Source organism: Pseudomonas sp. F007 (genome assembly GCF_057814275.1).
The window spans coordinates 43,923-68,688 of record NZ_JBVATA010000010.1 but is presented as its reverse complement, the minus strand read 5'-3'; the positions used below and the strand labels follow the sequence as shown (position 1 = coordinate 68,688).

The following is a 24,766-nucleotide window of genomic DNA, read 5'->3' as shown; positions in this document are numbered from 1 at the left end:
TGCAATTTTGCGGCAGACTCCTTCATTTATGCCCGTCCACCAAGGTCTGCAAATGAACCCTTCAGCATCCGTCGATGAGCAAAGCTTTCGCAAACTCCTGAGTCGCAACATTGGCTTGCCCCTGGCGGTGGGCGCGCTCAGCGTGGTGTTTTTCGTGTCGCTGATCACCTATCTGATGTCGACCATCAAATGGGTCGAGCACACGGATCGGGTGATCAATAACGCCAACGAAGCAGTGAAACTGACGGTGGACCTGGAAACCGGCATGCGCGGCTACCTGCTGACCGGCGACGAGCATTTTCTCGACCCCTATGAAATGGCCCGGCCGCGCATCATCGTCGCGCTCAAGACCCTGCAGGAGCTGACCGCCGATAACCCGGTGCAGGTCGACCGCCTGCGCCGGCTCGAAGCCATGCAGGAGCAGTGGAACAGCTACGCCCAGGAGATGATCGAGTTGCAGCGCAGCAGTGGCGATTTCCGCTCCGAAGTGCGCAATGGCCGGGGCAAGCGCCTGACCGACGAGATCCGCAAGCAGTACGAAGATGTCATCGACATGGAGCAGCAGTTGCGCACCGCGCGCAATGAAGAGGTGCGGCGCACCACGCTCTGGAGCATTTCCCTGTACGTGCTGTTCATCATCGCCATCAGCGGCTTGCTGGCCTACATCGGCCGTCGCGATCTGCTGAGCCTGTCCGCCAACTACAGCGCCAACCTGGCGGCCCAGCAAAAGAGCGCACGGCGCCTGGAGCAGCAAGCCTGGTTGCGCAGCGGCCAGACCCAACTGGCCGAGCAGGTGCTCGGCCAATTATCGTTGAACCTGTTGGGGCGCAATATCCTGCAGTTCTGCGCGCAGTACATGGGCACTGCGGTTGCCGCGGTATACGTGCGTGAAGACCACGGCGGCCTCAAACGCGTGGCGTCCTATGGCTTGTCGCGGGAGCAGGAGGCCAGCGAACAGGCGATCTACGGCGGCGAAGGGCTGGTCGGACAGGCCGTACAGCAGGCGCGGATCATCCGTCTGGACGAGGTGCCGCAGGACTACTTCAAGGTCAGCTCCGGGCTCGGCGACGGCTTGCCCCGCAGCGTGCTGGTGGTGCCGACCCTGGACGATGGCCGGGTCAACGGGGTGATCGAACTGGGCTTCCTGCGCACCCTGGACGAACGTGACATCGAGTTGGTGGAGTTGATTGCCGGCAATATTGGTACGTCCATCGAGGCCGCCCGCTATCGCCAGCGCCTGCAGGAAGTGCTGGCCGAAACCCAGCAGCTCAACGAAGAGTTGCAGGTGCAGCAGGAAGAGCTCAAGACCGCCAACGAAGAGCTGGAGGAGCAGTCGCGGATTCTCAAGGAGTCCCAGGCCCACCTGGAAACCCAGCAGGTGGAGCTGGAGCAGACCAACGAACAACTCGCCGAGCAGGCCGAAACCCTGGCCCAACAGCGCGATGCCATGGACCTGAAGAACACCGAGTTGAACCAGGCCCAGGTCCAGCTCGAAGAGCGTGCCCAGGAACTGCAGCGCTCAAGCAAGTACAAGTCCGAATTCCTCGCCAACATGTCCCACGAACTGCGCACGCCGCTCAACAGTTCGCTGATCCTCGCCAAATTGCTGGCGGAGAATCCCCACGACAACCTGACCGCCGAACAAGTGAAGTTCGCCGAATCGATCTACTCGGCCGGCAACGACTTGCTCAACCTGATCAACGACATTCTCGATATCTCCAAGGTCGAGGCCGGCAAGCTGGAAGTGCGTCCGGAAAACACCAGCGTCGCACGCCTGGTGGACGGCCTGCGCGGGATGTTCGAGCCACTGGCCGCCGACAAACACCTGGCATTTACCGTGCAGGTGCAGGCCGACGCGCCGTCGCTGCTGTTCACCGATCGCCAGCGCCTGGAGCAGGTCCTGAAAAACCTGCTGTCCAACGCCATCAAGTTCACCGACCAGGGCACCGTCAGCCTCGCGGTCAGCGCCCAGCCTGGCGGCGGCATTGCCTTCGCCGTGCGTGATTCGGGGATCGGGATTGCCCGTGATCAGCACGAAAGCATCTTCGAAGCCTTCCGCCAGGCCGATGGCACCACCAACCGCCGCTTCGGCGGCACCGGCCTGGGGCTGTCGATTTCCCGTGACCTGGCGACCTTGCTCGGCGGCACCATTACGGTCAGCAGCGAGCCGGGGCAGGGCAGTCTGTTCACCCTGGTGCTGCCTGAAGAGTTCGCGGAAAACGCCGAGGCGCCGGTGGCACCGTTGATCCACGAGCCACCGCCGCTGCTACCCGTGGCACGACCGCCTGCGCGGGCTGACGTGAAGATTGCGCGCTTTGCCGATGACCGCGACCTGGCGCCGTTCAAGAGCCGCTGCATCCTGGTGGTGGAGGACGAAGCCAACTTCGCGCACATCCTCTACGACCTGGCCCATGAACTGGGTTACCAGTGCCTGGTGGCCCATGGCGCCGACGAGGGCTATGACCTGGCCAGCCAGTTCCTGCCCGACGCCATCCTGCTGGACATGCGCCTGCCGGATCACTCCGGGCTGACCGTGTTGCAACGCCTCAAGGAGCATCCGGAGACCCGGCACATCCCGGTGCACGTGATCTCGGTCGAGGACCGTGTCGAAGCCGCGATGCACATGGGGGCCATCGGTTATGCGGTCAAGCCAACCACCCGCGAGGAGCTCAAGGACGTGTTCTCGCGCCTGGAGGCCAAGCTGACGCAGAAGGTCAAGCGTGTGCTGCTGGTGGAAGACGACGACCTGCAACGCGACAGCATCGCCCGGCTGATTGGCGACGACGACATCGAAATCACCGCCGTCGGCCTGGCCCAGGAGGCCCTGGAGCTGCTGCGCGAGAACCTCTACGACTGCATGATCATCGACCTCAAGCTGCCGGACATGCTCGGCAACGACCTGCTCAAGCGCATGTCCAGCGAAGACATCTGCTCGTTCCCGCCGGTGATCGTCTACACCGGGCGCAACCTGACCCGCGACGAAGAGGCGGAACTGCGCAAGTATTCGCGCTCGATCATCATCAAGGGCGCGCGCTCGCCGGAGCGTCTGCTCGATGAAGTGACATTATTTCTGCACAAAGTCGAATCGCGGTTGTCCCATGAGCGCCAACGCATGCTCAAGACCGCCCGCAGCCGCGACAAGGTCTTTGAAGGACGCAAGGTGCTGCTGGTGGACGACGATGTGCGCAACATCTTTGCCCTCACCAGCGCCCTGGAACACAAGGGGGCGATCGTCGTCATCGGGCGTAACGGCCATGAGGCGATCGACAGACTCAATGAGGTCGACGACATCGACCTCGTGCTGATGGACGTGATGATGCCGGAGATGGACGGTTTTGAAGCCACGGTGCAGATCCGCAAGGACCCGCGCTGGCGCAAGTTGCCGATCATCGCGGTGACTGCCAAGGCCATGAAGGATGATCAGGAGCGCTGCCTGCAGGCGGGCGCCAACGATTACCTGGCCAAGCCGATCGACCTCGACCGGTTGTTTTCGCTGATTCGTGTATGGCTGCCGAAGATGGAAAGAATTTAGTGGAACGCGATACCGACATTGAACTGCGGCTGTTGATCGAGGCGATCTACCTCAAGTACAGCTACGACTTTCGCGATTACTCCGGCGCTTCGATCAAGCGCCGGGTCAATCACGCCTTGAATCAGTTCGAGTGCAAGACCATTTCCGCGCTGCAGGAGCGGGTCCTGCACGACCCCAGGGCGTTCATGCAGTTGCTGCAGTTGCTGACGATCCCGGTCAGCGAGATGTTTCGCGACCCCTCGCACTTCCTGGCGATTCGCCAGGAAGTGGTGCCGCTGCTCAGGACCTGGCCCTCGATCAAGATCTGGATCGCTGGTTGCAGCACGGGCGAGGAGGTGTATTCGATGGCGATTCTATTGCGCGAGGAAGGCCTGCTCGACCGCACCATCATCTACGCCACCGACATCAACCCGCATTCGCTGGAAAAGGCCAAGCAGGGGATCTTTTCCCTGGAGAACATCCGCGCCTATACCCGCAACTACCAGCAGGCCGGTGGCCAGTGTTCATTCGCCGACTACTACACGGCAGCCTACGATTACGCGATCTTCGACAAGAGCCTGCGCGACAACGTGACCTTCGCCGATCACAGCCTGGCGACGGATAGCGTATTCTCCGAAACTCAATTAATTTCATGTCGTAATGTGTTGATTTACTTCAATAAAAAATTGCAGGATCGGGCCTTTGGACTGTTTCATGAGTCGCTCTGCCACCGTGGCTTCCTGGTGCTGGGCAGCAAGGAAACCCCGGACTTCTCGGCCTACGGCAAGCAGTTCGAGCCCTTGGTCAAACACGAACGGATCTACCGCAAATCATGACGACACCGCTGCCAGGCCCGCGCATCGAGGCCATTGTGATCGGCGCCTCCGCCGGGGGCGTGGAAGCCTTGCTGAGTATTTTCAGTGCCCTGCGGTCGGGTTTTCGCCTGCCGATCATCGTCGTCCTGCACTTGCCGGAGCAGCGCAACAGTCAATTGGTGGAGGTCATGGCCCGGCGCGTGCCGATGCCGGTGGTCGAGGCCGGCGACAAGATGCCGATTGCCAATGGCACGCTGTATCTGGCCACCCCCGGCTATCACCTGTCGGTGGAGCACGACCGCAGCCTGTCGTTGAGCCTGGAAGAGCGCCTGCACTATTCGCGGCCGGCGATCGATTACCTCTTCGAGTCGGCGGCCGACGCCTACGGTACCGGGCTGCTGGCGATCCTGCTGACCGGGGCGAATCAGGACGGCGCTCGCGGGCTGGCCGAGGTCAAGCGCCTGGGCGGCATCACGGTGGTGCAGGATCCGCAGGAAGCCCAGGTCGCGACCATGCCTGACGCGGCGCTGGCCTTGCATCATCCCGATCATATTCTCCCTTTGCGCGGCATTGGCCGTCTGCTTGCCCTGCTGGAACGAACCTCATGCTAAGTACTGTCCTGGCCAAACTGCTGATCGTCGACGATCTGCCGGAAAACCTGCTGGCCCTCGAAGCGCTGATCAAGCGCGAGGATCGCGAGGTGTACAAGGCGTTGTCCGCCGACGAAGCGCTGTCGCTGCTGCTGCAGCACGAGTTCGCCCTGGCGATTCTCGACGTGCAGATGCCGGGCATGAACGGTTTCGAACTGGCCGAACTGATGCGTGGCACGGAAAAGACCAAGAACATTCCCATCGTCTTTGTCAGCGCCGCCGGTCGCGAGATGAACTACGCCTTCAAGGGCTACGAAAGCGGCGCCGTGGACTTCCTGCACAAACCCCTGGACATCCATGCGGTCAAGAGCAAGGTCAACGTGTTCGTCGACCTCTACCGGCAACGCACGGCGATCAAGCTGCAGGTCGAAGCCCTGGAGCACAGCCGTCGTGAGCAGGCAGCCTTGCTTGAACAGTTGCAGGTGACCCAGGGCGAGCTGGAGCAGGCGGTGCGCATGCGCGATGACTTCATGTCGATCGTCGCCCACGAGCTGCGTACGCCCTTGAACGGATTGATCCTGGAAACCCAGCTGCGCAAGATGCACCTGGCCCGGGACAATGCCGCGGCCTTCACCCTGGACAAGATGCACGCGATGGTCGATCGCGATGAACGGCAGATCAAGAGCCTGATCCGCCTGATCGAAGACATGCTCGACGTGTCGCGGATCCGCACCGGCAAGCTGTCGATCCGCACCAGCCATTTCGACCTGGTGAAGCTGGTGGGCGATCTGTTGCACAACTTCGCCGCTCAGGTCGAAGCGGCCGAGGCGTCCGTGAGTTTCACGGCTGAGCAGCCGGTGGAGGGCGACTGGGACGAGTTCCGCATCGAGCAGGTGGTGTCCAACCTGTTGACCAACGCGCTGCGCTACGGCGGCAAGAGTTTGATCGAGGTGCGGGTCTATGCGCGGGACGGCCAAGCCGTTATCGAGGTCCAGGACCGTGGCATCGGCATCAGCGAGGAGAACCAGCAGCGCATTTTCCAGCAGTTCGAGCGCGTCAGCGCCAAGACCGTGGTCGCCGGCCTTGGCCTGGGGTTGTTCATTTCCGAGCAGATTGTCGCCGCCCATGGAGGCTCAATCAGCGTCGAAAGTGCAATCCACCAGGGCGCATTATTCCGCGTGCGCCTGCCGTTGCAGGACGGTACGCAAAATTAAACGCAACCTCTGCATGACCGCATGGTCGTAATATCAGCTATTGACCGAACAAAGGCTTCCCATGAGTGATGATGCACGAGATGTTGTATTGATCGTCGAGGATGATCCATCGATCCTGATGGTCCTCAGCGCCTATTTGAACGGCGAGGGTTACCGCGTCCTGGAGGCGGAGAACGCCGAGCAGGCGTTTGCGATTCTCGCCACCAAACCAAACCTGGACATGATGATCACCGACTTCCGCCTGCCCGGTGGAATCAACGGCGTGCAGATTGCCGAGCCGGCAGTGAAGTTGCGCCCGGAACTGAAGGTGATCTTCATCAGCGGCTATGCCCAGGAAGTGCGCGAGACCGACAGCCCGATCACCCGCAAGGCGCCGATTCTCGACAAGCCGTTCGACCTCGACGAACTGCAGGATCTGATGCAGGACATGCTCTCCTGAATCTCACGCGCTGATCATCTCGCGCACCTTGGCCGTCAGCAGGTCGAAGGTGAACGGCTTGGTGATCAATTGCATCCCCGGATCGAGAAACCCGCCGCGCACTGCGGCGTGTTCGGCATAGCCGGTGATAAACAGGACTTTCAGATCAGGCCGGTACTGGCGACCAATTTCCGCCAGTTGCCGGCCGTTCATGCCGGGCAAGCCGACATCGCTGATCAGCAGGTCGATGCGTTGTTCGGAGTCGAGGATCGGCAGCGCGCTGTCGGCATCGCCGGCCTCGACGAAGGCATAACCCAATTCGCTCAAGACCGCACTGACCAGCACCCGCACCGCCGGATCATCTTCGACAATCAATACGGTTTCGCCCGCTTCGGCGCTCGGCGCGTGCAGGGCCGGGGGCTGCGGCGCCTGGTCCAGATCGCCGCTGTATCGCGGCAGGTACAGGTTGACGGTGGTGCCGACGCCGACCTCGCTGTCGATGGTCACATGGCCGCCGGACTGCTTGCTGAAGCCGTAGATCATTGAGAGTCCCAGGCCGGTGCCCTGGCCAATCGGCTTGGTGGTGAAGAACGGGTCGAAGGCGCGGCTGATGGTGCCCGGCGGCATGCCGCAGCCATCGTCGACCACGCTCAGGACCACGTAGTCACCCGGTTGCAGATTGCCGTGGGCTTCGCTGAAGGCGTTGTCCAGGTGTCGATTGAGTGTTCGCACGGTCAAGGTACCGCCGTCGGGCATGGCGTCACGGGCATTGAGCACCAGGTTGAGCAGTGCGCTTTCCAGTTGATTGGCATCGGCCTCGGCCACCCATAGCGCCTCGCTCAGTTGCATGTCCAGGCGGATGCGCTCATCGATGCTGCGCGTCAGCAATTCGGCCATCGACTGCACCAGACTGTTGATGACCACGGGCCTGGAGTCCAGTGACTGGCGTCGGGAGAACGCCAGCAGGCGATGGGTGAGGGCGGCGGCACGGTTGGCGGAGGTCACGCCAAGGTCGATCAGCCCGTCGAGATCCTCGGTACGCCCGCGAGCCACGCGTCGGCGCAGCAGCTCCAGGCTGCCGATGATACCGGTGAGCATGTTGTTGAAGTCGTGGGCGATACCGCCGGTGAGTTGGCCGACCGCTTCCATCTTCTGCGACTGGCGCAGGGCTTCTTCATTGTGCCGCAGTTGCGCGGTGCGCTCCTCGACCTGCTGTTCGAGGGTATCGAGGGTGTCCTTGAGGCGCAGTTCACTCTGGTACAGGTCGATCAGCCGGTCGCGCGCCTCGTATTGCCGGCGCCGGCCGCGCAAGGCGGTGGTCACCAGGCTGATCAGGGTCACCGGATGAAACGGCCGTTCGAGGAAGGTCACGTTGCCCAGTTGCGGGCCGAAGCGTGAGGCCGGGTTGTGCTCGCTACCGCCATGGTGGGTCAGCAGCACGATCGGCAGGTCGGACCAGGTCGGTTGCTGGTCAATCAGGTCGAGCAGGGGCGTGATATCGACATTGAGCAGAGCCTCGGAGGCGATCAGCAACAGGCCGGCGCCTTTTTCCAGCTCATCGCACAGCACGCCCAGGCCCGGCGTGATCAAGCCGTCATAGCCGGCCTGAGTGAGCAGGCGCAGGGCAATCTGGCTGTCCCGCCCCAGTGGGGCGAGGATCAGGGCACGCTCGGCCAGCACCTTGGACGTACTCAATGATCGATATCCATCAATAGCGGGGCGTTGGCGCCAAGGTAGGTCGGCACGCCACGCAGCACGCCCTGGAACGCATCCAGCGGCTCGCCGATGGTCATCCCGCTGCGGCTGATGCGGTACTCACGAATGGTCGACTCATGGGCGCCGGTGCGTTTCTTGATGATCGAGATCGCCCGGCGTACCTTGCCCAGGGCTTCGAAGTAGCGCAACAGGATCACTGTGTCGGCCAGGTAAGTGATGTCCACCGGGGCCTGCATGTCGCCGACCAGGCCGTGTTGGGCGACGGTCATGTAGGTCGCTGCGCCCTTGCGGTTGAGATACAGCAACAATTCATGCATGTGCAGCACCAGGGCATTTTCCTCGGGCATTGCCGCCTGATAGCCATTGAGGCTGTCGATGACCACGGTCTTGATTCCGTGCTCGTCGACGCAGCGCCGGACCCGGTGGGAGAACTCGCCGGGAGTCAGTTCGGCGGCATCGACCTGTTCGATCAGCAGGTTGCCGGTGTCCTGCAACGCCTGTAGGTCGATGCCCAGGTGGCGCATGCGCTCGTACAGCAGGCCCAGTTCTTCATCGAAAATGAACAGTGCGGCCTTTTCGCCCCGGGCCACCGCGGCACTGGCGAAGATCATCGAAATCAGCGATTTACCGGTGCCGGCGGGACCCAGGATCAGGCTGCTGGAACCGGTCTCGATACCGCCACCGAGCAACGCGTCCATTTGCGCGATACCGCTGCTCAACTGCCGGCGGGTGTAGGTGCCGCGATGTTCGGCGGCCACCAGGCGCGGGAACACCTTGACCCCGCCTTCGACAATGGTGAAGTCATGGAAGCCACCCCGGTATTTTTGACCGCGGTACTTCACCACCCGTACCCGCCGGCGTTCGGCGCCGTAGCTGGGGGTCAGTTCCTCCAGACGAATGACGCCGTGGGCAACGCTATGCACGGTCTTGTCGTTCGATTCGGTGGTCAGGTCATCCAGCAGCAGCACGGTGGCGTCGTAGCGCACGAAGTAGTGCTTGATTGCCAGGATCTGCCGGCGATAACGCAGGGAACTCTGGGCCAGCAGGCGGATTTCCGAGAGGCTGTCGAGCACCACGCGGGTCGGCTTGACCCGTTCCACCTCTTCGAAAATCTGCTTGGTCGATTCACCCAGCTCCAGGTCGGAGGAGTGCAGCAGTGATTGATGCTGTTCGGTGTCGAGCAGGTTTTCCGGCGGCGTCAGCTCGAACACATGGATGTTCTGATCCAGCTCCCAGCCGTGGGATCTGGCGCCCTGGCGCAACTCGTTCGCGGTTTCCGACAGGGTGATGTACAGCGTACGTTCACCGGCGCGGGCACCGGCCATCAGGAACTGCAGGGCCACCGTGGTTTTACCGGTACCGGGTTCGCCTTCGAGCAGGAACATATGCCCACGGGACAGGCCGCCGGCGAGGATATCGTCCAGGCCCTCGATACCGGTTTCGGCTTTGACACTCAGCAACTCGTTGGATGTAGACAAAAAACGCCCTCTCATGACTAGGGAAGTGCTACAGCCTGACAAATAGGCTGCCATTTCACTGGACCCCGGGGCGTGGCAAACAGTTCAACCCGAATGGCAACGCGCCACGCGATCGGGCCTGATGATCATAGACCCTGCTGCAGCGCCGGGTCGTCGGGGTTCATCTGTTCCAACTGAGCCAGCAGCACCTGGACGTTCTGCAGTTGCCCGCTCTCTTTCCAGTAGTTGATCAGCAGCACCCGCGCCTTGCGGTCGGCGGGATGGCGCTGGACGATCTCCTGCAACTGCTTTTGCGCCGCCTCCAGTTCTTCGGCGTCGTGCAGGGTGGTCGCCAGGTCGTAGCGGTAAACCCGGTTGTCCGGCTCGAGCTCTACCGCTTTGGACAGGCCGAGCAGGGCGAATTCTTCCTGGTCGTGATGCAGCAGCCAGAGACCGAGGGCGTGTTGCAGGTAGGCGGAATTCGGTTGCTCTTGCAGTTGCTTGGCGAGCAACTGCTGGGCGGCGTCGCTTTGCCCGAGTTTGTCCAGCACCTCGATCTGCATCACCAGCGCCGGCAGGTTGCCCGGATCCAGTTGCAGGGTGGCATCGAGCGCCGCCTGGGCCTCCTTGAGTTGGGCGTTGTGCAGGTACAGGCGCGCCAGTTGGTACTGGCTGTGGGCCGTGGCGGGCTGGGCCTGCAGGGTTTTTTCGTACTCGTCGATGACCTGTTCCAGCGGGCCGAAGTACAGGCCCAGGTCGTCCGGCGACAGGCCGAGCAGGGCCTCGGCAGCGCTGAAGCGCACGGCTTGCTCGTCGTCCTCAAGCAACGGGCCGAGCAGCAGGCTGCGCTGGCCGCTGGGGACCAGGCCGACGATGCTGTGGATAGCGGCCTGGCGCACCGCGACCGAGGGGTGATGCAGGTCGGCGTCCGCCAGTTTCAGCGCCTGCGGGCTCGGGTAGTTGGGCAGTTCGGCGTGCAGCCACAGGCGGCGCTTGTCGGAGATGTCCGGGCGCGCCAACTGCTGGTAAAGCACCCGCGCCGCGCCGGGCTTGCCGTTGCGCGCCTGTTCCAGCGCCTCGCTGTAGCCGCGCTTGATTGCCTCGGGAATCTGCGGCGTGGAACTGCGCAGGGAGTACCAGGCAATGGCGATGGCCAGCACGGTGAGCAGGCTGATAAGCAGGTAGCGGCGCGGCTTGGACATTCGACGGATCCGGAAACGGGCGGGCCAGACAGGGTTGCCAGCTTCGGTCAGTGTGGGGTTTGAGTCAAATTTCGGTAAGGGGGGTTAATGGGGTACCTATATCTTCCTGCAGAAACGCTCGCCTCACTGTAGGAGCTGGCTTGCCAGCGAAAAACCTGAGACCGCCGTGTACATCCAGACAGCACGCGTTATCGTTCACGTCCATCGCTGGCAAGCCAGCTCCTACCGTGGAATGCGCGCACCTACTGTATAGGCCGGCCGGTACGCCGAGCCTAGGCGAGGGGGCCGGATGTTGGGGCAGTGTACGGGCGAAACCATAGGTGGCCGTTACCGCAGGAATGGATATGTACGCGGTTAAGCAGCCATCGCTAGCAACACACCCAATCAATCCAGCACATACTCAACAGGCACCAACGCCGGCGGCAGCTCTTCATCCCCCAACGCCGCCAGCACCTCGCGTTCGACGGTGCGCAGGATGGCGTTGCACGGCAAATCGTTTTCATCAAAACCGAACGGGTCTTCCAGGTCGCCGCCGATTTCATCGAGGCCGAAGAAGGTGTAGCTGACAATGGCGGTGAACACCGGTGTCAGCCAGCCCAGGGGTTCGGCCATGGCGAAGGGCAGGAGGATGCAGAACAGGTAAATGGTGCGGTGCAGCAACAAGGTATAGGGGAAGGGCAACGGCGTGCTCTTGATTCGTTCGCAGGAGGCCTGCACCTGGCTCAGGCTGACCAGCCGGGTTTCCAGTTGGGTGTAGCGCCATTCGCTGATCTGGCCATCCTCGGCCAGGCGCGAGCAGCGGGCGCCGATGCGTTGCAACAGGCGGTCGCTGAGGTTGGGGTGCTGCAGGTCGTGGCTGACGTCGGTCCAGGCCGCAATGGCCCGCGCTTCGTCTTCGAGGCGCAGGCGGGCGATCAGGCCATGGGCAAAGCCACACAGCTCGCGCAGCAACCCCTCGCGTTCATTCGCGTCCTTGAGTATCTGGGTTTCGCGGATCAGCGAGCGCACTTCGATGATCATCTGCCCCAACTGCTTGCGCCCCTCCCACCAGCGGTCGTAGCAGGCGTTATTGCGAAAGCTCATGAAGATCGACAGGGATAAGCCCAGCAGCGTAAAGGGCGTGGCGTTGACCTTGGAAAAGTACGCCGGGTGCAGGGTTTCAATCAGCACGATGACCGACGCCAGCAAGGTCACCAACAGACTGCGCAGGGCAATCCGCTTGGCAATCGAGCCCTTGAGGGAAAACAGGATGGCCAGCAGATGCGGTTTGGGGCGGACGATCATGGGGTGGGGTCTTCAGCTCATAAACGGGCGTTTGCGCCGTGATGGAAGGCTAGAAGGCCATGGGCGGGGTGTCCAATCGTTCTGGCTGACGGGGTGATTGATGGGGTCTATGAATACAATCCCGGACCCTGTAGGAGCTGGCTTGTCGGGACGCCGCATCGCAGCGAAGGCGGTGTGTCAGCCACCTAAAATGTTGAATGTGCCGGCCTCATCGCCAGCAGGCTGGCTCCTACAAGGGGGTGAAACGCCAGAGAAATACGCAAAAAAAGCCCCGCGACCGAATGAGACGCGGGGCCAAAAATTGGTTGGTTGCGGCCAACCAAAGGAGCACTTTTAAGTCTAGTTGCTGGCCACGGTTTCGGGTTGCCAACCGCCGCCTAGGGCTTTGTAGATGGCGACGATGCCACGGTACAGATCGACCTCGGCCTGCGCCTGGGAGTCTTCTGCGGCAAGGCGTTCGCGCTGGGCGTCGAGCAGCACCAGGAAGTCCACCGTGCCTTCGCGGTAGCGAATTTCGGCAAGGTCGGCAGCGGCGCGGCTCGATTCGCTCTGGCGGATCAGCGAGATCAGCCGTTGCTGCCGTTTGCTGTAGTCGGAGAACGCGTTTTCCGATTCCTCCAGCGCCAGCAGCACCTGCTGTTCATAGGTCGCCAGGGCGCCGTCGGCATTCGCATCGGCGGCGCGCAAGCGAGCCCGCACGCTACCCAAATCAAACGCTGCCCAGGTGATGCTCGGGCCTAGCGCCCAGGCATTGGCAGCCGACGAGCCGATCTGCGAACCACGTCCGGCAGTGAAACCGAGGAAGCCGCTGAGGCTGACCCGCGGGAACAGGTCGGCCTTGGCCACGCCGATGCGCGCGGTGGCGGCGGCCAGTTTGCGCTCGGCGCTCTGGATATCCGGACGACGTTGCAGCAGTTGCCCCGGATCACCAATTGGCAGGGCCTTGGCGATGGCCGGCAGGCTGGCCGGACTCAGGTCAACGCTGAGTTTGTCCGGGCGCTCGCCGAGCAGGGTGGCGATACGGTTGCGCTGGCGGATCTGCACTTCCTGCAATTGCGGCACGCTGGCTTCCACGGAAGCCAGGCGGGCGTCGGCGCGGACCACGTCGAGCTGATCGCCGACCCCGGCATCGCGCAGGCTGACAGTGATCTTGCTCGACTCCTGCTGGTTCTGCAGGTTGGCCAGGGCGATTTTCTCCCGCAGTTGCGCGCCACGCAGTTGCCCGTAGGCGTCCACCAGTTCGGCAATCATCGTCACCTGCAACTGATAGAGATCGGCCGCCGCCACCTGGGTATCGGCGTCGGCCGCCTCCAGGTTGCGTTGGATGCGTCCGAAGAGGTCGACCTCCCAGGCCATGTCCAGGCCTAGGTCATAGCGTTCGCTGTTGACCCGGTCGGTGGTCTGGCCGGGAATCTGCCCCTTGGCCAGGTCACTGCTGACCCGGCTGGTGATCACCGGCATGGCGTCGTTGCTGACGTCGTCGCGGAACGCCCGTGCTGCCCGCAGCCGGTCAAAGGCCACGCGTAACTCACGGTTGCCCTGCAACGAAGTGCTGACCAACTGGTTGAGGATCGGGTCGTCGAACTGCTGCCACCAGATACCTTCGAAGCGCGAGCGGTCGAAGTTTTTCTGGCCGTTGGCACCGTCAGTCGCGGCGGTGATATTGGCTGCCTCGGTGGCGGGCGTCTGGTAGTCCGGGCCGACGGCACAGGCACTCAGGGCCAGCGCCAGAAGGCTCGGCAGGAACGCTTTCAAGCTCATTGTTGCGCCTCCAGTTGCAGGGCCTTGTTGGCTTTGCGCGCTTCACCGCGCTCCACATAACGACGGATCAACAGGTAGAACACCGGCGTCAGCAGCAGGCCGAAGAAGGTCACCCCGAGCATCCCGGAGAACACCGCAACACCCATGGCGTGGCGCATTTCGGCACCGGCACCGCTGGAGAACACCAGGGGCACCACGCCCATGATGAACGCGAACGAGGTCATCAGGATCGGCCGCAGACGCAGGCGGCAGGCTTCCAGCACCGCGCTCAGCGCGTCCATGCCTTCCTGCTGCTTGTCCTTGGCGAACTCGACGATCAGGATCGCGTTCTTGCACGCCAACCCCACCAGTACGATCAAGCCGATCTGGGTAAAGATGTTGTTGTCACCACCGGACAGAATCACCCCGGTGATCGCCGACAGCAGGGTCATCGGCACGATCAGGATCACCGCCAATGGCAGGCTCCAGCTTTCGTACTGCGCCGCGAGCACCAGGAACGCCAGCAATACGCAGAGCGGGAACACCAGCAGCGCGGTGTTGCCGGACAGAATCTGCTGGTAGGTCAGGTCGGTCCATTCGTAGGTCATGCCGTTGGGCAATTCTTCCTTGAGCAGCTTCTCGATGGCTTTTTCCGCTTGGCCCGAGCTGTAGCCAGGGGCGGCGGCACCGTTGATTTCAGCGGTGATGAAGCCGTTGTAGTGCATCACGCGGTCCGGCCCCGAGCTGTTGCTGACCTTGATGAAGGTCGCCAGCGGGATCATCTCGCCCTTGTTGTTGCGCACTTTCAGCTGGCCGATCTGTTCCGGTTCAAGACGGAACTGCTGCTCGGCCTGGACGTTGACCTGATAGGTGCGGCCGAAGCGGTTGAAGTCGTTGGCATACAGCGAACCCAGGTAGATCTGCAGGGTGTCGAAGATGTCACTGACGGCCACGCCGTGGGTCTTGGCTTTTTCGCGGTCGATGGCGGCATCGACCTGCGGCACGTTCACCGTGTAGCTGGTGAACAGCCCGGCCAGTTCCGGCACGTTATGGCTCTTGTTGATGATGTTCATGGTTTCTTTGTACAGCTCGTCGTAGCCCAGGTTGCCCCGGTCCTCGATCTGCAGGCGGAACCCGCCAATGGTGCCCAGGCCCTGTACCGGCGGCGGTGGGAAGATCGCCATGTAGGCTTCCTGGATATCGGCGAACTGGCCGTTCAAGGCACCGGCAATGGCGCCGGCGGACATGCTCGGATCCTTGCGCTCATCGAACGGCTTGAGGGTGACGAAGACGATCCCGGCGTTGGGGCTGTTGGTGAAACCGTTGATCGACAGGCCTGGGAAGGCCACCGCGCTTTCCACGCCCGGCTGTTTCAGCGCCAGGTCGGACATGCGCTTGATCACGTCTTCGGTGCGGTCCAGGCTGGCGGCGTCCGGCAGTTGGGCGAAGGCCACCAGGTATTGCTTGTCCTGGCCGGGAACGAAGCCGGTCGGGGTGCTGGAGAAGCCGAAGAAGGTCAGCACCATCAGGCCCGCGTACAGCACCAGAGCGATGCCGCTGCTGCGGATCACCCGGGCCACGGTGCTGACATAACCATGGCTGGCGCGGTCGAAGAAGCGGTTGAACGGACGGAACAACCAGCCGCCGAACAGCTTGTCGAGGATCCGCGAGAAACGGTCCTTGGGCGCGTCATGGGGTTTGAGCAATACCGCGGCCAGGGCCGGCGACAGGGTCAGCGAGTTGAAGGCCGAGATCACGGTCGAAATGGCGATGGTCAGGGCGAACTGCTTGTAGAACTGCCCGGTGAGGCCGGAGATGAAGGCTGCCGGGATGAACACCGCACAGAGCACCAGCGCCGTGGCAATGATCGGGCCGGTCACTTCGCCCATGGCCTTTTTGGTCGCATCGAAGGGATTGAGCCCCAGCTCGATGTTCCGTTCGACGTTCTCCACCACCACGATGGCGTCGTCCACCACGATACCGATCGCCAGTACCAGGCCGAACAGCGACAGCGCGTTGAGCGAGAAGCCGAACAGGTGCATCACCGCAAACGTACCGATCAAGGATACCGGCACCGCCACCAACGGAATGATCGAGGCGCGCCAGGTCTGCAGGAACAGGATCACCACCAGCACTACCAGGATCAAGGCTTCGAACAGGGTGTGGACCACCGCTTCAATGGAGCCGCGAACGAAGATCGTCGGGTCATAGACGATGCTGAAGTCCATGCCTTCGGGGAAGTTCTGCTTCAGTTCGGCCATCTTCGCCCGGACTTCGTTGGAAATCTCGATGGCGTTGGAGCCTGGGCGCTGGAAGATCGGGATCGCCACTGCCGGCTGGTTGTTCAGCAACGAACGCAGGGCATACTGGCTGGAGCCCAGTTCGACCCGGGCAATGTCTTTCAGGCGCGTTATTTCACCGTTATCGCCGGAGCGAATAATGATGTTCTCGAACTCTTCTTCACTGACCAGGCGGCCCTGGGTGTTGACCGACAATTGGAAGCTCTGGGCATTGGGCGCCGGTGGCGCACCGAGGGCACCGGCGGCGACCTGGCGGTTCTGTTCGCGGATTGCGTTGACCACATCAGTGGCGGTCAGGTTGCGCGAGGCGGTCTTGTTCGGGTCCAGCCAGACCCGCAGCGAGTAGTCGCCCATGCCGAACAACTGCACGTCACCGACACCGCCGAGGCGCGCCAGCTCATCCTTGATATTGAGGATCGCGTAGTTGGACAGGTAGAGCATGTCGTAGCGTTTGTCCGGCGAGGTCAAATGCACGACCATGGTCAGGTCGGGCGAGGCCTTGTCGACGGTGATACCGATGCGCGTCACTTCCTCGGGAAGCTTCGGCTCGGTGCGGGTCACGCGGTTCTGCACCTGCACCTGGGCGTTGTCCAGGTCGGTGCCGAGGGCGAAGGTGATGGTCAGGGTGATCTTGCCGTCGGCGGTGGACTGCGAGGACATGTACAGCATGTTCTCGACCCCGGTGATCGCCTGTTCAAGCGGCGCGGCGACGGTTTCGCCGATGACCTTGGGGTTGGCACCGGGGAAGTTGGCACGCACCACCACGGTCGGCGGCACCACTTCCGGGTATTCGCTGATCGGCAGCTGGAACAGCGAGATCGCCCCGGCGATCAGGATCAGCAGCGACAGCACCGCGGCGAAGATCGGCCGGGAAATGAAGAACTGGGAAAAATTCATTGGAGTCTGTATCCCTTAACCGCGTGGAGTCGCAGCGGCGAGCTTGACGGCCGCACCCGGCGCAACCTTGGCAGGCGCGATCTGGGGCAGGTTGCTGGCTTCGAGCGCCTGGCGTTGTTGGGCGAGGGCAGCGAGGGTTTCCTGGCTGGCCATCTGCACCACTTCAGGGGTCACTGGCGAGCCTGGACGCACCCGTTGCAAGCCCTTGACGATGATCGTGTCGTCCTTGTTCAGGCCGCTGCGCACGATGCGCAGGCCTTCGATCTTCGGCCCCAGTTCCACCGAGCGGTAGGCGGAGTTGTTGTTGCCGTCGAGCACCAGCACGAACTTCTTGCCCAAGTCGGTGCCCACCGCTTCGTCGGTGATCAACACCGCCGAATAAGTGCCACTGCCCACCAGTTTCAGGCGTGCATAAAGGCCCGGGGTGTATTCGCCCTTGCTGTTGTCGAACACCGCGCGACCGCGAATGGTGCCGGTCTTGGGATTGACCTGGTTGTCGAGGAAGTTCATCTGGCCCAGGTGCGGGTTGCCGTCTTCGTTGGACAGACCGAGGTACACCGGGGTGGTCTGGCCGCGCTGGCCCTGGCGGGCGAGCTGGCTGTACTTGAGGAACACCCGCTCATCGGCATCGAAGTAGGCATAGACCTTGTCGGTGGAGACCACGCTGGTCAGCGCGGTGACATCGGCGGTGACCAGGTTGCCGGCGGTGATTTCCGCACGGCTGACGCGGCCACTGATGGGCGCGGTGACCCGGGTAAAGCTCAGGTTGAGCTTCGCCAGGTCCAGTTGTGCCTGAATCGCGCCGACTGCAGCCCGGGCTTCCTGGGCGGCGCTGGTGCGCGAGTCGGCCAGTTCGGCGGAAATCGCATTGCTGGTACGCAGGCGCTCGCCACGCTGGGCTTCGTTTTCACTGCGGGTGGCATTGGCGCGACCCTGGGCCACCAGCGCTTCTAGGCGGCGCACTTCAGCCTGGAACGGCCGTGGGTCGATCTGGAACAGCAAATCGCCCTTTTTCACCAGGGCACCTTCGCTGAAGGCCACTTCATCAATCTGCCCGGAGACCCGTGGACGGATCTCCACGGTTTCCGGCGCTTCGAGGCGCCCGGTGAACTCGTCCCACTCGTTGACCGGCTGCTCCAGCACCTTGGCCACACTGACCTTGGCCGCTGGCATTGAACCGGCTGTTTCCGGGGCTTTGCCGCAGGCACTCATGACCAGCACGGCAAGGGCGGCCAAGGGCAAGCGCAAATGTTTGAGAGACTGTTCCATGGATAACTCCGCCACTGTATTGAGATGGGCGGATAATGCGTCGCGAGGCTCTATCTCACGAATCGAATGGGGCAAAGGTAACTATCATCCGGAATGATATAAGCGCCGGGGAGAGGCCGCTGATAGGCCATTCTGTCCGGGGCGCCGTGCCGTGGCGACGCTTCCGTGCGCGCGGTACGACTGGCCCGGCGGCCGCCAATTGCGTAACATCCACCGGCTATTTTTGCCTCATCGCCCGTGACCGCATTCGTCGGTCCTTCATTCCAGGTAAGCCATGAAACTCAATCGTCTGCGCGCCGATGTCCTGGCCGGACTCACCACGTCTTTCGCCCTGATGCCGGAGTGCATCGCCTTCGCCCTGGTGGCCCACCTCAATCCGCTGATGGGGCTCTACGGCGCCTTTATCATCTGCACCCTGACCGCGCTGTTCGGCGGCCGGCCGGGCATGGTCTCCGGCGCCGCCGGTTCGATGGCGGTGGTGATCGTCGCGCTGGTGGTGCAGCACGGCGTGCAGTACCTGCTGGCCACAGTGCTGCTGGGCGGGCTGATCATGATGATCTTCGGCCTGCTGCGCCTGGGCAAACTGGTGCGCATGGTGCCGCATCCGGTGATGCTTGGCTTCGTCAATGGCCTGGCGATCGTCATCGCCCTGGCGCAACTGGAGCATTTCAAGGACGGCGAGGCCTGGCTCAGCGGCAAACCGCTGTACATGATGATCGGCCTGGTGGCGCTGACCATGGCGATTGTTTATGTCCTGCCGCGCCTGACCCGGGCCGTGCCGCCAGCGCTGGTGGCGATCCTCGGCGTTGGCCTGGGCGTCTACCTGCTGGGCCTGCCGACCCGCACCCTGGGCGACATGGCGCACATTGCCGGCGGCTTGCCGAGCCTGGCCTGGCCCGACTTGCCTTGGACCCTGGAAACCCTGCAGATCATCGCGCCTTACGCCTTGGTGATGGCGATGGTGGGCCTGCTGGAAACCCTGCTGACCCTCAACCTGACCGACGAAATCACCGAGAGCCGTGGCTTCCCCGACCGTGAGTGCGTGGCGCTGGGGGCGGCGAATATCGTCAGTGGCGCGTTCGGCGGCATGGGCGGTTGCGCGATGATCGGCCAGACCGTGATCAACCTCAGCTCCGGTGGCCGTGGTCGGCTCAGCGGCGTGGTCGCTGGGGTGATGGTCCTGCTGTTCGTGCTGTTCCTGTCGCCGCTGATCGAGCGCATTCCGCTGGCGGCGCTGGTCGGGGTGATGTTCGTGGTGTCGCAGCAGACCTTCGCCTGGGCTTCGCTGCGGGTGCTGAACAAGGTGCCGCTGAACGATGTGCTGGTGATTTTCGCAGTGACCGTGGTCACGGTGTTCACCGACCTGGCCGTCGCGGTGCTCTGCGGGGTGATCATCGCCGCGCTCAATTTCGCCTGGCAGCAGGCCCGCCAGCTGTATGCCGATGGGTATATGGAAGCCGACGGCAGCAAACTGTACCGCGCCCACGGCACGCTGTTCTTCGCCTCGACCACGGCCTTTCTCAACCAGTTCGACACCGCCGGCGACCCGGCCCAGGTGACCCTCGACTGCCGTCACCTGAGCTTCGTCGACTACTCGGCCATCGCCGCCCTCGATACCCTGCGCGAGCGCTACAGCAAGGCCGGCAAGCACTTGCGGGTGCTGCACCTTTCAGAGCGCTGCAAGAAGTTGCTCAAGCGTGCGCGGGTGCATCACGACTGAGGCGTGCCAACACGCAGGGTGTCACCACAGCTTCCAGCTGTAGTCGAGGTTGACCCGTAGCTCGTTGTCATCGCGATGGCTGGCCTGGGGGGTGAAGTCGTTGCGGTACCAGGCGTTGCGCACGCGCAGCGCCAGCCCTTTGAGCGGCGTGCCCTGAAGCACGTAAGCGAGTTCGATATCCTTTTCGCTCTCCTTCAGGTTGGAGCCACCCAACCTGGCCAGTTCGATGTTATCGCCGCTGACGTAGCGCAGCATGCCATTGAGTCCCGGCAAGCCGAGGCCGGCGAAGTTGTAGTCGTAGCGCACCTGCCAACTGCGTTCCCTGGGGTTGAGAAATTCGGAGCTCAGGGTGCCCTCGGTGATGACCAAGGGTTCGGTGCCAAACAGGTACGGCATGGCAGTCTTGCCGGTCAGTTGCATGTAGCCGGCGCCGATCTTGTGCGCACCTAGGCTGTAGGTGAGCATCAGCGCGGCGTTGCGATTGTCCACCGGACCGGCTTTGGCCGCGCCGTCTTCGCCGGTGATGAACAGACGAAAATCGCTTTTCAGGTTGCCGGGGCCGACCCGGCGATTGTCCACCAGACCCAGAAAGTCCTTGCGGTACAGGTCAGCGAGTTCGGCGTGGTAGTACTTGAGGGTCAACTGTGGCGACCAGCCGTAGTCGCCACCGAGGAAAGTGAAACGGTCGGATTGGGCGGCACCGTTGAACCGACCATTGGGGGCCGCCACTGACATTTTCTGGTAGTCGGTGGAGTCCCGCAGATTGATCCGGTCCAGCCAGCCCAGATGCAGGGTCAGGTCGTCGATGTCCGCAGACTTCAGGTAGGCGCCCCGAAAGGTTTGTGGCAACAGGCGCGTAGGGCTGGCGAAGGCAATCGGCAGAAAGGTACTGATGGTGCCCAGCTGCAGCTCGCTTTTGGCCATCCGCGCCTTGGCCGTCAGGCCCAGCTCGGAATACTCGCTGGCCGGATCGCGGGTCACCGGATCGTAGGGTAGCAAGCCGGTGCCAGTGCGGTCAGGCGAGGAATCCAGGCGTACTCCGAGCATGCCCTGGGCATCCAGGCCAAATCCCACCGGGCCATCGCTGTAGCCGGAACGCAGGTTGAGGATGAAGCCCTGGGCCCATTCGCGCGCGGCGGCCTGGGGCGTGGCATTGAGGTAGTTGCGATCAAAATAGTAATTGCGCAGCTGCAGATCGGCATGGCTGTCGTCGACAAAACCGCCGGCTTGCGCCTGAGCCGTGAGTAAAACGCAGGTGCAGGCGCTGAGCGCCCGAAGAGTCATCTTGAGCATGCAAAGGTCACTTTTATTGTTGTAGGCATGAACCCGCGCCTTTGCGGCGCGGGATGATCGTAGTTCAGTCAGCCGCGCTGGCGTTGCGGCGTACCGAGAGGTAAAACATCGCCACCGCGGCGATCACGATGCCGGGGGCCGAGGCCAGCATCACGCCAGCGGTGCCGGTGCCGAGGGCAAGCATCTTGCCGGCGACCAGCGGACCGCTCATGGCGCCGAGCCTGCCGATGGCCACTGCGCTGCCGACGCCTGTGGCGCGCACCGCCGGTGCATAGAAATGCGGTGCCAGGGCATACAGCACCCCTTGGCCGCCGGTGGCGAAAAAACCGGCGACAAAGCCGGCGGCGAGCATGCTCGGCAACTGACTGGCCAGGCCCAACGCACACAGGGAACCGAGGATGCCCAGGTAAATCAAGGCCGCCAGCGCCCAGGCCGGCAAGCGATCCATGACCCAGCCCAGCAGCAAGGTGCCGCTTGCCGCGCCAATCTGCAGGGCAAGCATCACCCAACTGGCCTGGCGCGCGCTGAAGCCTTGGCCGATCAGCAGGCTGGGCAGCCAGTTGATCAGGATGTAGACCACCATCAGGGTGAAAAAGTAGCTGACCCAGATCAGCGCCGTCGGCAAGGCGGCGCCCTGGCGAAACAGGCCGGTGACCAGGCCCGGGCGAGCGCTGTCGTGGCTGTCGCGAAAGGCTCTGGATTCCGGCAGGTACAGGCCGAGCAGAGGCACGATCAGCAGCGGCACCAGGCCGCCGACGTAGAACACGGTCTGCCAGTGGCTGCCCAGTTCGGCGATGCCGATCATGGCGGCCAGCGCCGCGCCCAGGGGCACGCCGCAGTACATCAGGCTGACCGCCGTGCCACGCAGGCGCGGCCCGGCTACCTCGCTGGTCAGGGCGATCAGGTTGGGCAATGCCGCCCCGAGGCCGATTCCGGTCAGGCAGCGGGCCAGCAACAGGCTATTAAAGTCCCAGGCCAGTGCAGTCACCAGGGAAAACAGGCCGAACAGCGTCACCGAAGCCATCAGCACGCGCTTGCGGCCGATGCGGTCAGCCAGCAGGCCGCCGAGGAAGGCACCGGGCAGCAGGCCAAAAATCCCGGCGCTGAACACCCAGCCCATGTGCAGTTTGTCGAGGTCGAACGCCAGCGCCATCCCTTGGGCGGCGATGCCGGCGGCCTGCAGGTCGAGGCCCTCCATCAGGGCGACGAGAAAACACAGGGCAATGGTGCGAGTCAGTTGTGCAGGTGTAGCAAGGGTCAATGTAGTCATGGGCAGTACCCGTTTTATTGTTGTCATGGATCGGCAGGTCCGACCGGCCGCTGCGTGGGCGGCCAGTCGGGGTGGTGCAGGGTTCAGCGCTTGAGCAGGTCCAGCGCAACGTCGACGATCATGTCCTCCTGGCCGCCGACCATGCGCCGTTTGCCCAGTTCGACAAGAATGTCCAGGGTTTTCAGGCCGTACCGGTCCGCGGCGATTTCCGCATGGCGCAGAAAGCTCGAATAGACCCCGGCGTAACCCAGGGCCAGGGTCTCCCGGTCGACGCGCACCGGCCGATCCTGCAGCGGACGAACGATGTCATCGGCGGCGTCCATCAGCCGGTACAGGTCGGTGCCGTGGTTCCAGCCCAGGCGTTCGGCGGCGGCGATGAACACTTCCAATGGCGCGTTACCGGCGCCGGCGCCCATGCCGGCGAGGCTGGCGTCGATGCGGTCGCAGCCTTCCTCGACCGCAGCGATCGAGTTGGCCACCCCCAGCGACAGGTTGTGGTGGGCATGCATGCCGGTTTCAGTCTGCGGCTTGAGCACGGCCTTGAAGGCGCGGAAGCGATCGCGTACATCCTGCATGTTCATCGCGCCTCCGGAGTCGGCCATGTACACGCACGTGGCGCCGTAGCTCTCCATCAGTTTCGCCTGGGCCGCCAATTGCTCGGCCGGGATCATGTGGCTCATCATCAGGAACCCGACGGTGTCCATGCCCAGTTCGCGGGCGTATTCGATGTGCTGCCTGGACACGTCGGCTTCGGTGCAATGGGTGGCGATGCGCACCACGCGGGCGCCGGCGTCGTAGGCGGCCTTGAGGTCATGCACCGTGCCGATGCCGGGCAGCAGCAGGGTGGTGATTTTCGCGTGGCTGATCACGTCGGCCACCGCCTCGATGTACTCAAGGTCCGTGTGCTTGCCAAAGCCGTAGTTGAAACTCGAGCCTTGCAGGCCGTCGCCATGGGCGACTTCGATTGAATCGACCCTGGCCTGGTCCAGGGCGCGGGCGATGTCCTGCACATTCTGGATCGAGTACTGGTGACGCACCGCGTGGCTGCCATCGCGCAAGGTGACGTCGGAAATGTAGAGTTTTTTACCGTTCATCAAAGCCTCCTCAGGCGTTCAGCATCGACTGCGCCATGCGCTCGGCGGTGGCCAAGGCGGCGGAGGTCATGATGTCGAGATTGCCGGCGTAGGCCGGCAGGTAATGGGCGGCGCCTTCGACTTCGAGAAACACCGAGGTCTTCAGGCCGGTGAATTGACCGAGGCCGGGAATGTTCAACGGTGCATCTTCGGCAATCACCTCGAACTGCACCTGTTGCTTGAGTCGATAGCCCGGCACATAGGCCTGCACGGCGGCAGCCATTTCGACAATCGAGGCCTCGACCCGCGCCTGGTCGGCCGCCTCGGAAAGGACGAACACGGTATCGCGCATCATCAACGGCGGCTCGGCCGGGTTCATCACGATGATTGCCTTGCCTTTGGTCGCACCCCCGATGACTTCGATGGCTTTCGAGGTGGTTTCGGTGAATTCGTCGATATTGGCCCGGGTGCCGGGGCCGGCGGATTTGCTGGCGATCGAGGCGACGATTTCGGCGTAGTGGACCTTGGCCACCCGTGACACCGCCGCGACCATCGGGATGGTTGCCTGGCCACCGCAGGTGACCATATTGACGTTGAGCTGGCCGAGGTTGTGCTCCAGATTGACCACCGGCACGCAATACGGGCCGATGGCTGCGGGCGTCAGGTCGATCAGGCGAATGCCGGGTTTGATTTCGCGCAGGAACGCATCGTTGCGCACATGGGCCCCGGCCGAGGTGGCATCGAAGACGAAGTCGATGTCCTTGAACACGTCCATGCGGCTCAGGCCCTCGACGCCTTCGTGGGTGGTCGCCACGCCCATGCGCTGGGCGCGTGCAAGGCCGTCGGAGGCTGGATCGATGCCGACCATGGCCGCCATTTCCAGGTGTTGGGCGTTGCGCAGAATCTTGATCATCAGATCGGTGCCGATGTTGCCGGAACCGATGATGGCGACTTTGAGTTTGTTCATTGTGTTGACCTCGTTGACACGCAAGGCACC

General features: G+C 62.9%; 17 protein-coding genes. 6 read left to right on the top strand and 11 right to left on the bottom strand.

Features of this window, described 5'->3' with window-relative positions; genetic code table 11:
• Window positions 1-52 precede the first annotated feature (52 nt).
• From ACZYR5_RS24310 to ACZYR5_RS24290, 5 genes are all read left to right on the top strand, one after another.
• On the top strand, window positions 53-3,532 hold the full coding sequence (locus ACZYR5_RS24310) for a response regulator (RefSeq protein WP_489091958.1): 3,480 nt from the start codon (window positions 53-55) through the stop codon (window positions 3,530-3,532).
• Entirely contained in the window at window positions 3,532-4,347 is an 816-nt protein-coding gene (locus ACZYR5_RS24305) for a CheR family methyltransferase (protein WP_489091957.1), read from the top strand. The genes ACZYR5_RS24310 and ACZYR5_RS24305 overlap by 1 nt, the downstream gene beginning before the upstream one ends.
• The gene (locus ACZYR5_RS24300) at window positions 4,344-4,937 is read left to right on the top strand and encodes a chemotaxis protein CheB (RefSeq protein ID WP_489091956.1); all 594 of its coding nucleotides are present in this window, start codon (window positions 4,344-4,346) and stop codon (window positions 4,935-4,937) included. Before ACZYR5_RS24305 ends, ACZYR5_RS24300 begins: the two co-directional genes overlap by 4 nt.
• Window positions 4,931-6,130, top strand: a complete 1,200-nt coding sequence (locus tag ACZYR5_RS24295; protein WP_489091955.1) for a hybrid sensor histidine kinase/response regulator — start codon at window positions 4,931-4,933, stop codon at window positions 6,128-6,130. Before ACZYR5_RS24300 ends, ACZYR5_RS24295 begins: the two co-directional genes overlap by 7 nt.
• Before the next feature lie 61 nt (window positions 6,131-6,191).
• Complete coding sequence (locus tag ACZYR5_RS24290; protein WP_489091954.1) at window positions 6,192-6,569, top strand: response regulator; 378 nt, start codon at window positions 6,192-6,194, stop codon at window positions 6,567-6,569.
• A gap of 3 nt (window positions 6,570-6,572) precedes the next feature.
• Here the strand turns inward: ACZYR5_RS24290 and ACZYR5_RS24285 are convergent, their stop codons facing one another.
• From ACZYR5_RS24285 to mexE, 7 genes are all read right to left on the bottom strand, one after another.
• Window positions 6,573-8,243, bottom strand: coding sequence for an ATP-binding protein (locus ACZYR5_RS24285; RefSeq protein ID WP_489091953.1), 1,671 nt, complete (start codon window positions 8,241-8,243; stop codon window positions 6,573-6,575).
• Window positions 8,240-9,742 (bottom strand): ATPase domain-containing protein, encoded by a 1,503-nt coding sequence (locus ACZYR5_RS24280; protein WP_489091952.1) that lies wholly within the window; start codon window positions 9,740-9,742, stop codon window positions 8,240-8,242. The genes ACZYR5_RS24285 and ACZYR5_RS24280 overlap by 4 nt, the downstream gene beginning before the upstream one ends.
• Window positions 9,743-9,867: 125 nt before the next feature.
• Window positions 9,868-10,923, bottom strand: coding sequence for a tetratricopeptide repeat protein (locus ACZYR5_RS24275; protein WP_489091951.1), 1,056 nt, complete (start codon window positions 10,921-10,923; stop codon window positions 9,868-9,870).
• Between the two features lie 384 nt (window positions 10,924-11,307).
• Complete coding sequence (locus ACZYR5_RS24270; RefSeq protein ID WP_489091950.1) at window positions 11,308-12,207, bottom strand: bestrophin family protein; 900 nt, start codon at window positions 12,205-12,207, stop codon at window positions 11,308-11,310.
• 339 nt (window positions 12,208-12,546) lie between these two features.
• A complete protein-coding gene (locus tag ACZYR5_RS24265) occupies window positions 12,547-13,968 on the bottom strand; it encodes an efflux transporter outer membrane subunit (protein ID WP_489091949.1) in 1,422 nt (473 codons plus the stop codon).
• Entirely contained in the window at window positions 13,965-17,144 is a 3,180-nt protein-coding gene (locus tag ACZYR5_RS24260) for an efflux RND transporter permease subunit (RefSeq protein WP_489091948.1), read from the bottom strand. Before ACZYR5_RS24260 ends, ACZYR5_RS24265 begins: the two co-directional genes overlap by 4 nt.
• A 15-nt stretch (window positions 17,145-17,159) precedes the next feature.
• The gene (gene mexE / locus ACZYR5_RS24255; protein WP_489091947.1) at window positions 17,160-18,413 is read right to left on the bottom strand and encodes a multidrug efflux RND transporter periplasmic adaptor subunit MexE; all 1,254 of its coding nucleotides are present in this window, start codon (window positions 18,411-18,413) and stop codon (window positions 17,160-17,162) included.
• Window positions 18,414-18,687: 274 nt separating this feature from the next.
• On the opposite strand from mexE, the gene ACZYR5_RS24250 reads away from it, so the two are divergent.
• A complete protein-coding gene (locus ACZYR5_RS24250) occupies window positions 18,688-20,133 on the top strand; it encodes a SulP family inorganic anion transporter (protein WP_489091946.1) in 1,446 nt (481 codons plus the stop codon).
• Window positions 20,134-20,154: 21 nt separating this feature from the next.
• Here the strand turns inward: ACZYR5_RS24250 and ACZYR5_RS24245 are convergent, their stop codons facing one another.
• The 4 genes from ACZYR5_RS24245 to ACZYR5_RS24230 form a co-directional block, all read right to left on the bottom strand.
• Entirely contained in the window at window positions 20,155-21,426 is a 1,272-nt protein-coding gene (locus tag ACZYR5_RS24245; protein ID WP_489091945.1) for an OprD family porin, read from the bottom strand.
• A gap of 64 nt (window positions 21,427-21,490) precedes the next feature.
• On the bottom strand, window positions 21,491-22,696 hold the full coding sequence (gene mhpT, locus ACZYR5_RS24240) for a 3-(3-hydroxy-phenyl)propionate transporter MhpT (RefSeq protein ID WP_489091944.1): 1,206 nt from the start codon (window positions 22,694-22,696) through the stop codon (window positions 21,491-21,493).
• An 83-nt stretch (window positions 22,697-22,779) separates the two neighbouring features.
• Complete coding sequence (dmpG, locus tag ACZYR5_RS24235; RefSeq protein WP_489091943.1) at window positions 22,780-23,790, bottom strand: 4-hydroxy-2-oxovalerate aldolase; 1,011 nt, start codon at window positions 23,788-23,790, stop codon at window positions 22,780-22,782.
• 10 nt (window positions 23,791-23,800) lie between these two features.
• Complete coding sequence (locus ACZYR5_RS24230; protein WP_489091942.1) at window positions 23,801-24,736, bottom strand: acetaldehyde dehydrogenase (acetylating); 936 nt, start codon at window positions 24,734-24,736, stop codon at window positions 23,801-23,803.
• Window positions 24,737-24,766: the final 30 nt, after the last annotated feature.

What these genes read in the sequence shown, in the direction of transcription:
- ACZYR5_RS24310 (WP_489091958.1), top strand. Translation starts at nt 53, where the DNA reads ATGAACCCTTCAGCATCCGTCGATGAGCAAAGCTTTCGCAAACTCCTG.
- mexE (WP_489091947.1), bottom strand. Translation starts at nt 18,413, where the DNA reads ATGGAACAGTCTCTCAAACATTTGCGCTTGCCCTTGGCCGCCCTTGCC.
- ACZYR5_RS24275 (WP_489091951.1), bottom strand. Translation starts at nt 10,923, where the DNA reads ATGTCCAAGCCGCGCCGCTACCTGCTTATCAGCCTGCTCACCGTGCTG.
- ACZYR5_RS24300 (WP_489091956.1), top strand. Translation starts at nt 4,344, where the DNA reads ATGACGACACCGCTGCCAGGCCCGCGCATCGAGGCCATTGTGATCGGC.
- ACZYR5_RS24270 (WP_489091950.1), bottom strand. Translation starts at nt 12,207, where the DNA reads ATGATCGTCCGCCCCAAACCGCATCTGCTGGCCATCCTGTTTTCCCTC.
- ACZYR5_RS24250 (WP_489091946.1), top strand. Translation starts at nt 18,688, where the DNA reads ATGAAACTCAATCGTCTGCGCGCCGATGTCCTGGCCGGACTCACCACG.
- ACZYR5_RS24265 (WP_489091949.1), bottom strand. Translation starts at nt 13,968, where the DNA reads ATGAGCTTGAAAGCGTTCCTGCCGAGCCTTCTGGCGCTGGCCCTGAGT.
- dmpG (WP_489091943.1), bottom strand. Translation starts at nt 23,790, where the DNA reads ATGAACGGTAAAAAACTCTACATTTCCGACGTCACCTTGCGCGATGGC.
- ACZYR5_RS24290 (WP_489091954.1), top strand. Translation starts at nt 6,192, where the DNA reads ATGAGTGATGATGCACGAGATGTTGTATTGATCGTCGAGGATGATCCA.
- ACZYR5_RS24295 (WP_489091955.1), top strand. Translation starts at nt 4,931, where the DNA reads ATGCTAAGTACTGTCCTGGCCAAACTGCTGATCGTCGACGATCTGCCG.
- ACZYR5_RS24230 (WP_489091942.1), bottom strand. Translation starts at nt 24,736, where the DNA reads ATGAACAAACTCAAAGTCGCCATCATCGGTTCCGGCAACATCGGCACC.
- mhpT (WP_489091944.1), bottom strand. Translation starts at nt 22,696, where the DNA reads ATGACTACATTGACCCTTGCTACACCTGCACAACTGACTCGCACCATT.
- ACZYR5_RS24245 (WP_489091945.1), bottom strand. Translation starts at nt 21,426, where the DNA reads ATGCTCAAGATGACTCTTCGGGCGCTCAGCGCCTGCACCTGCGTTTTA.
- ACZYR5_RS24260 (WP_489091948.1), bottom strand. Translation starts at nt 17,144, where the DNA reads ATGAATTTTTCCCAGTTCTTCATTTCCCGGCCGATCTTCGCCGCGGTG.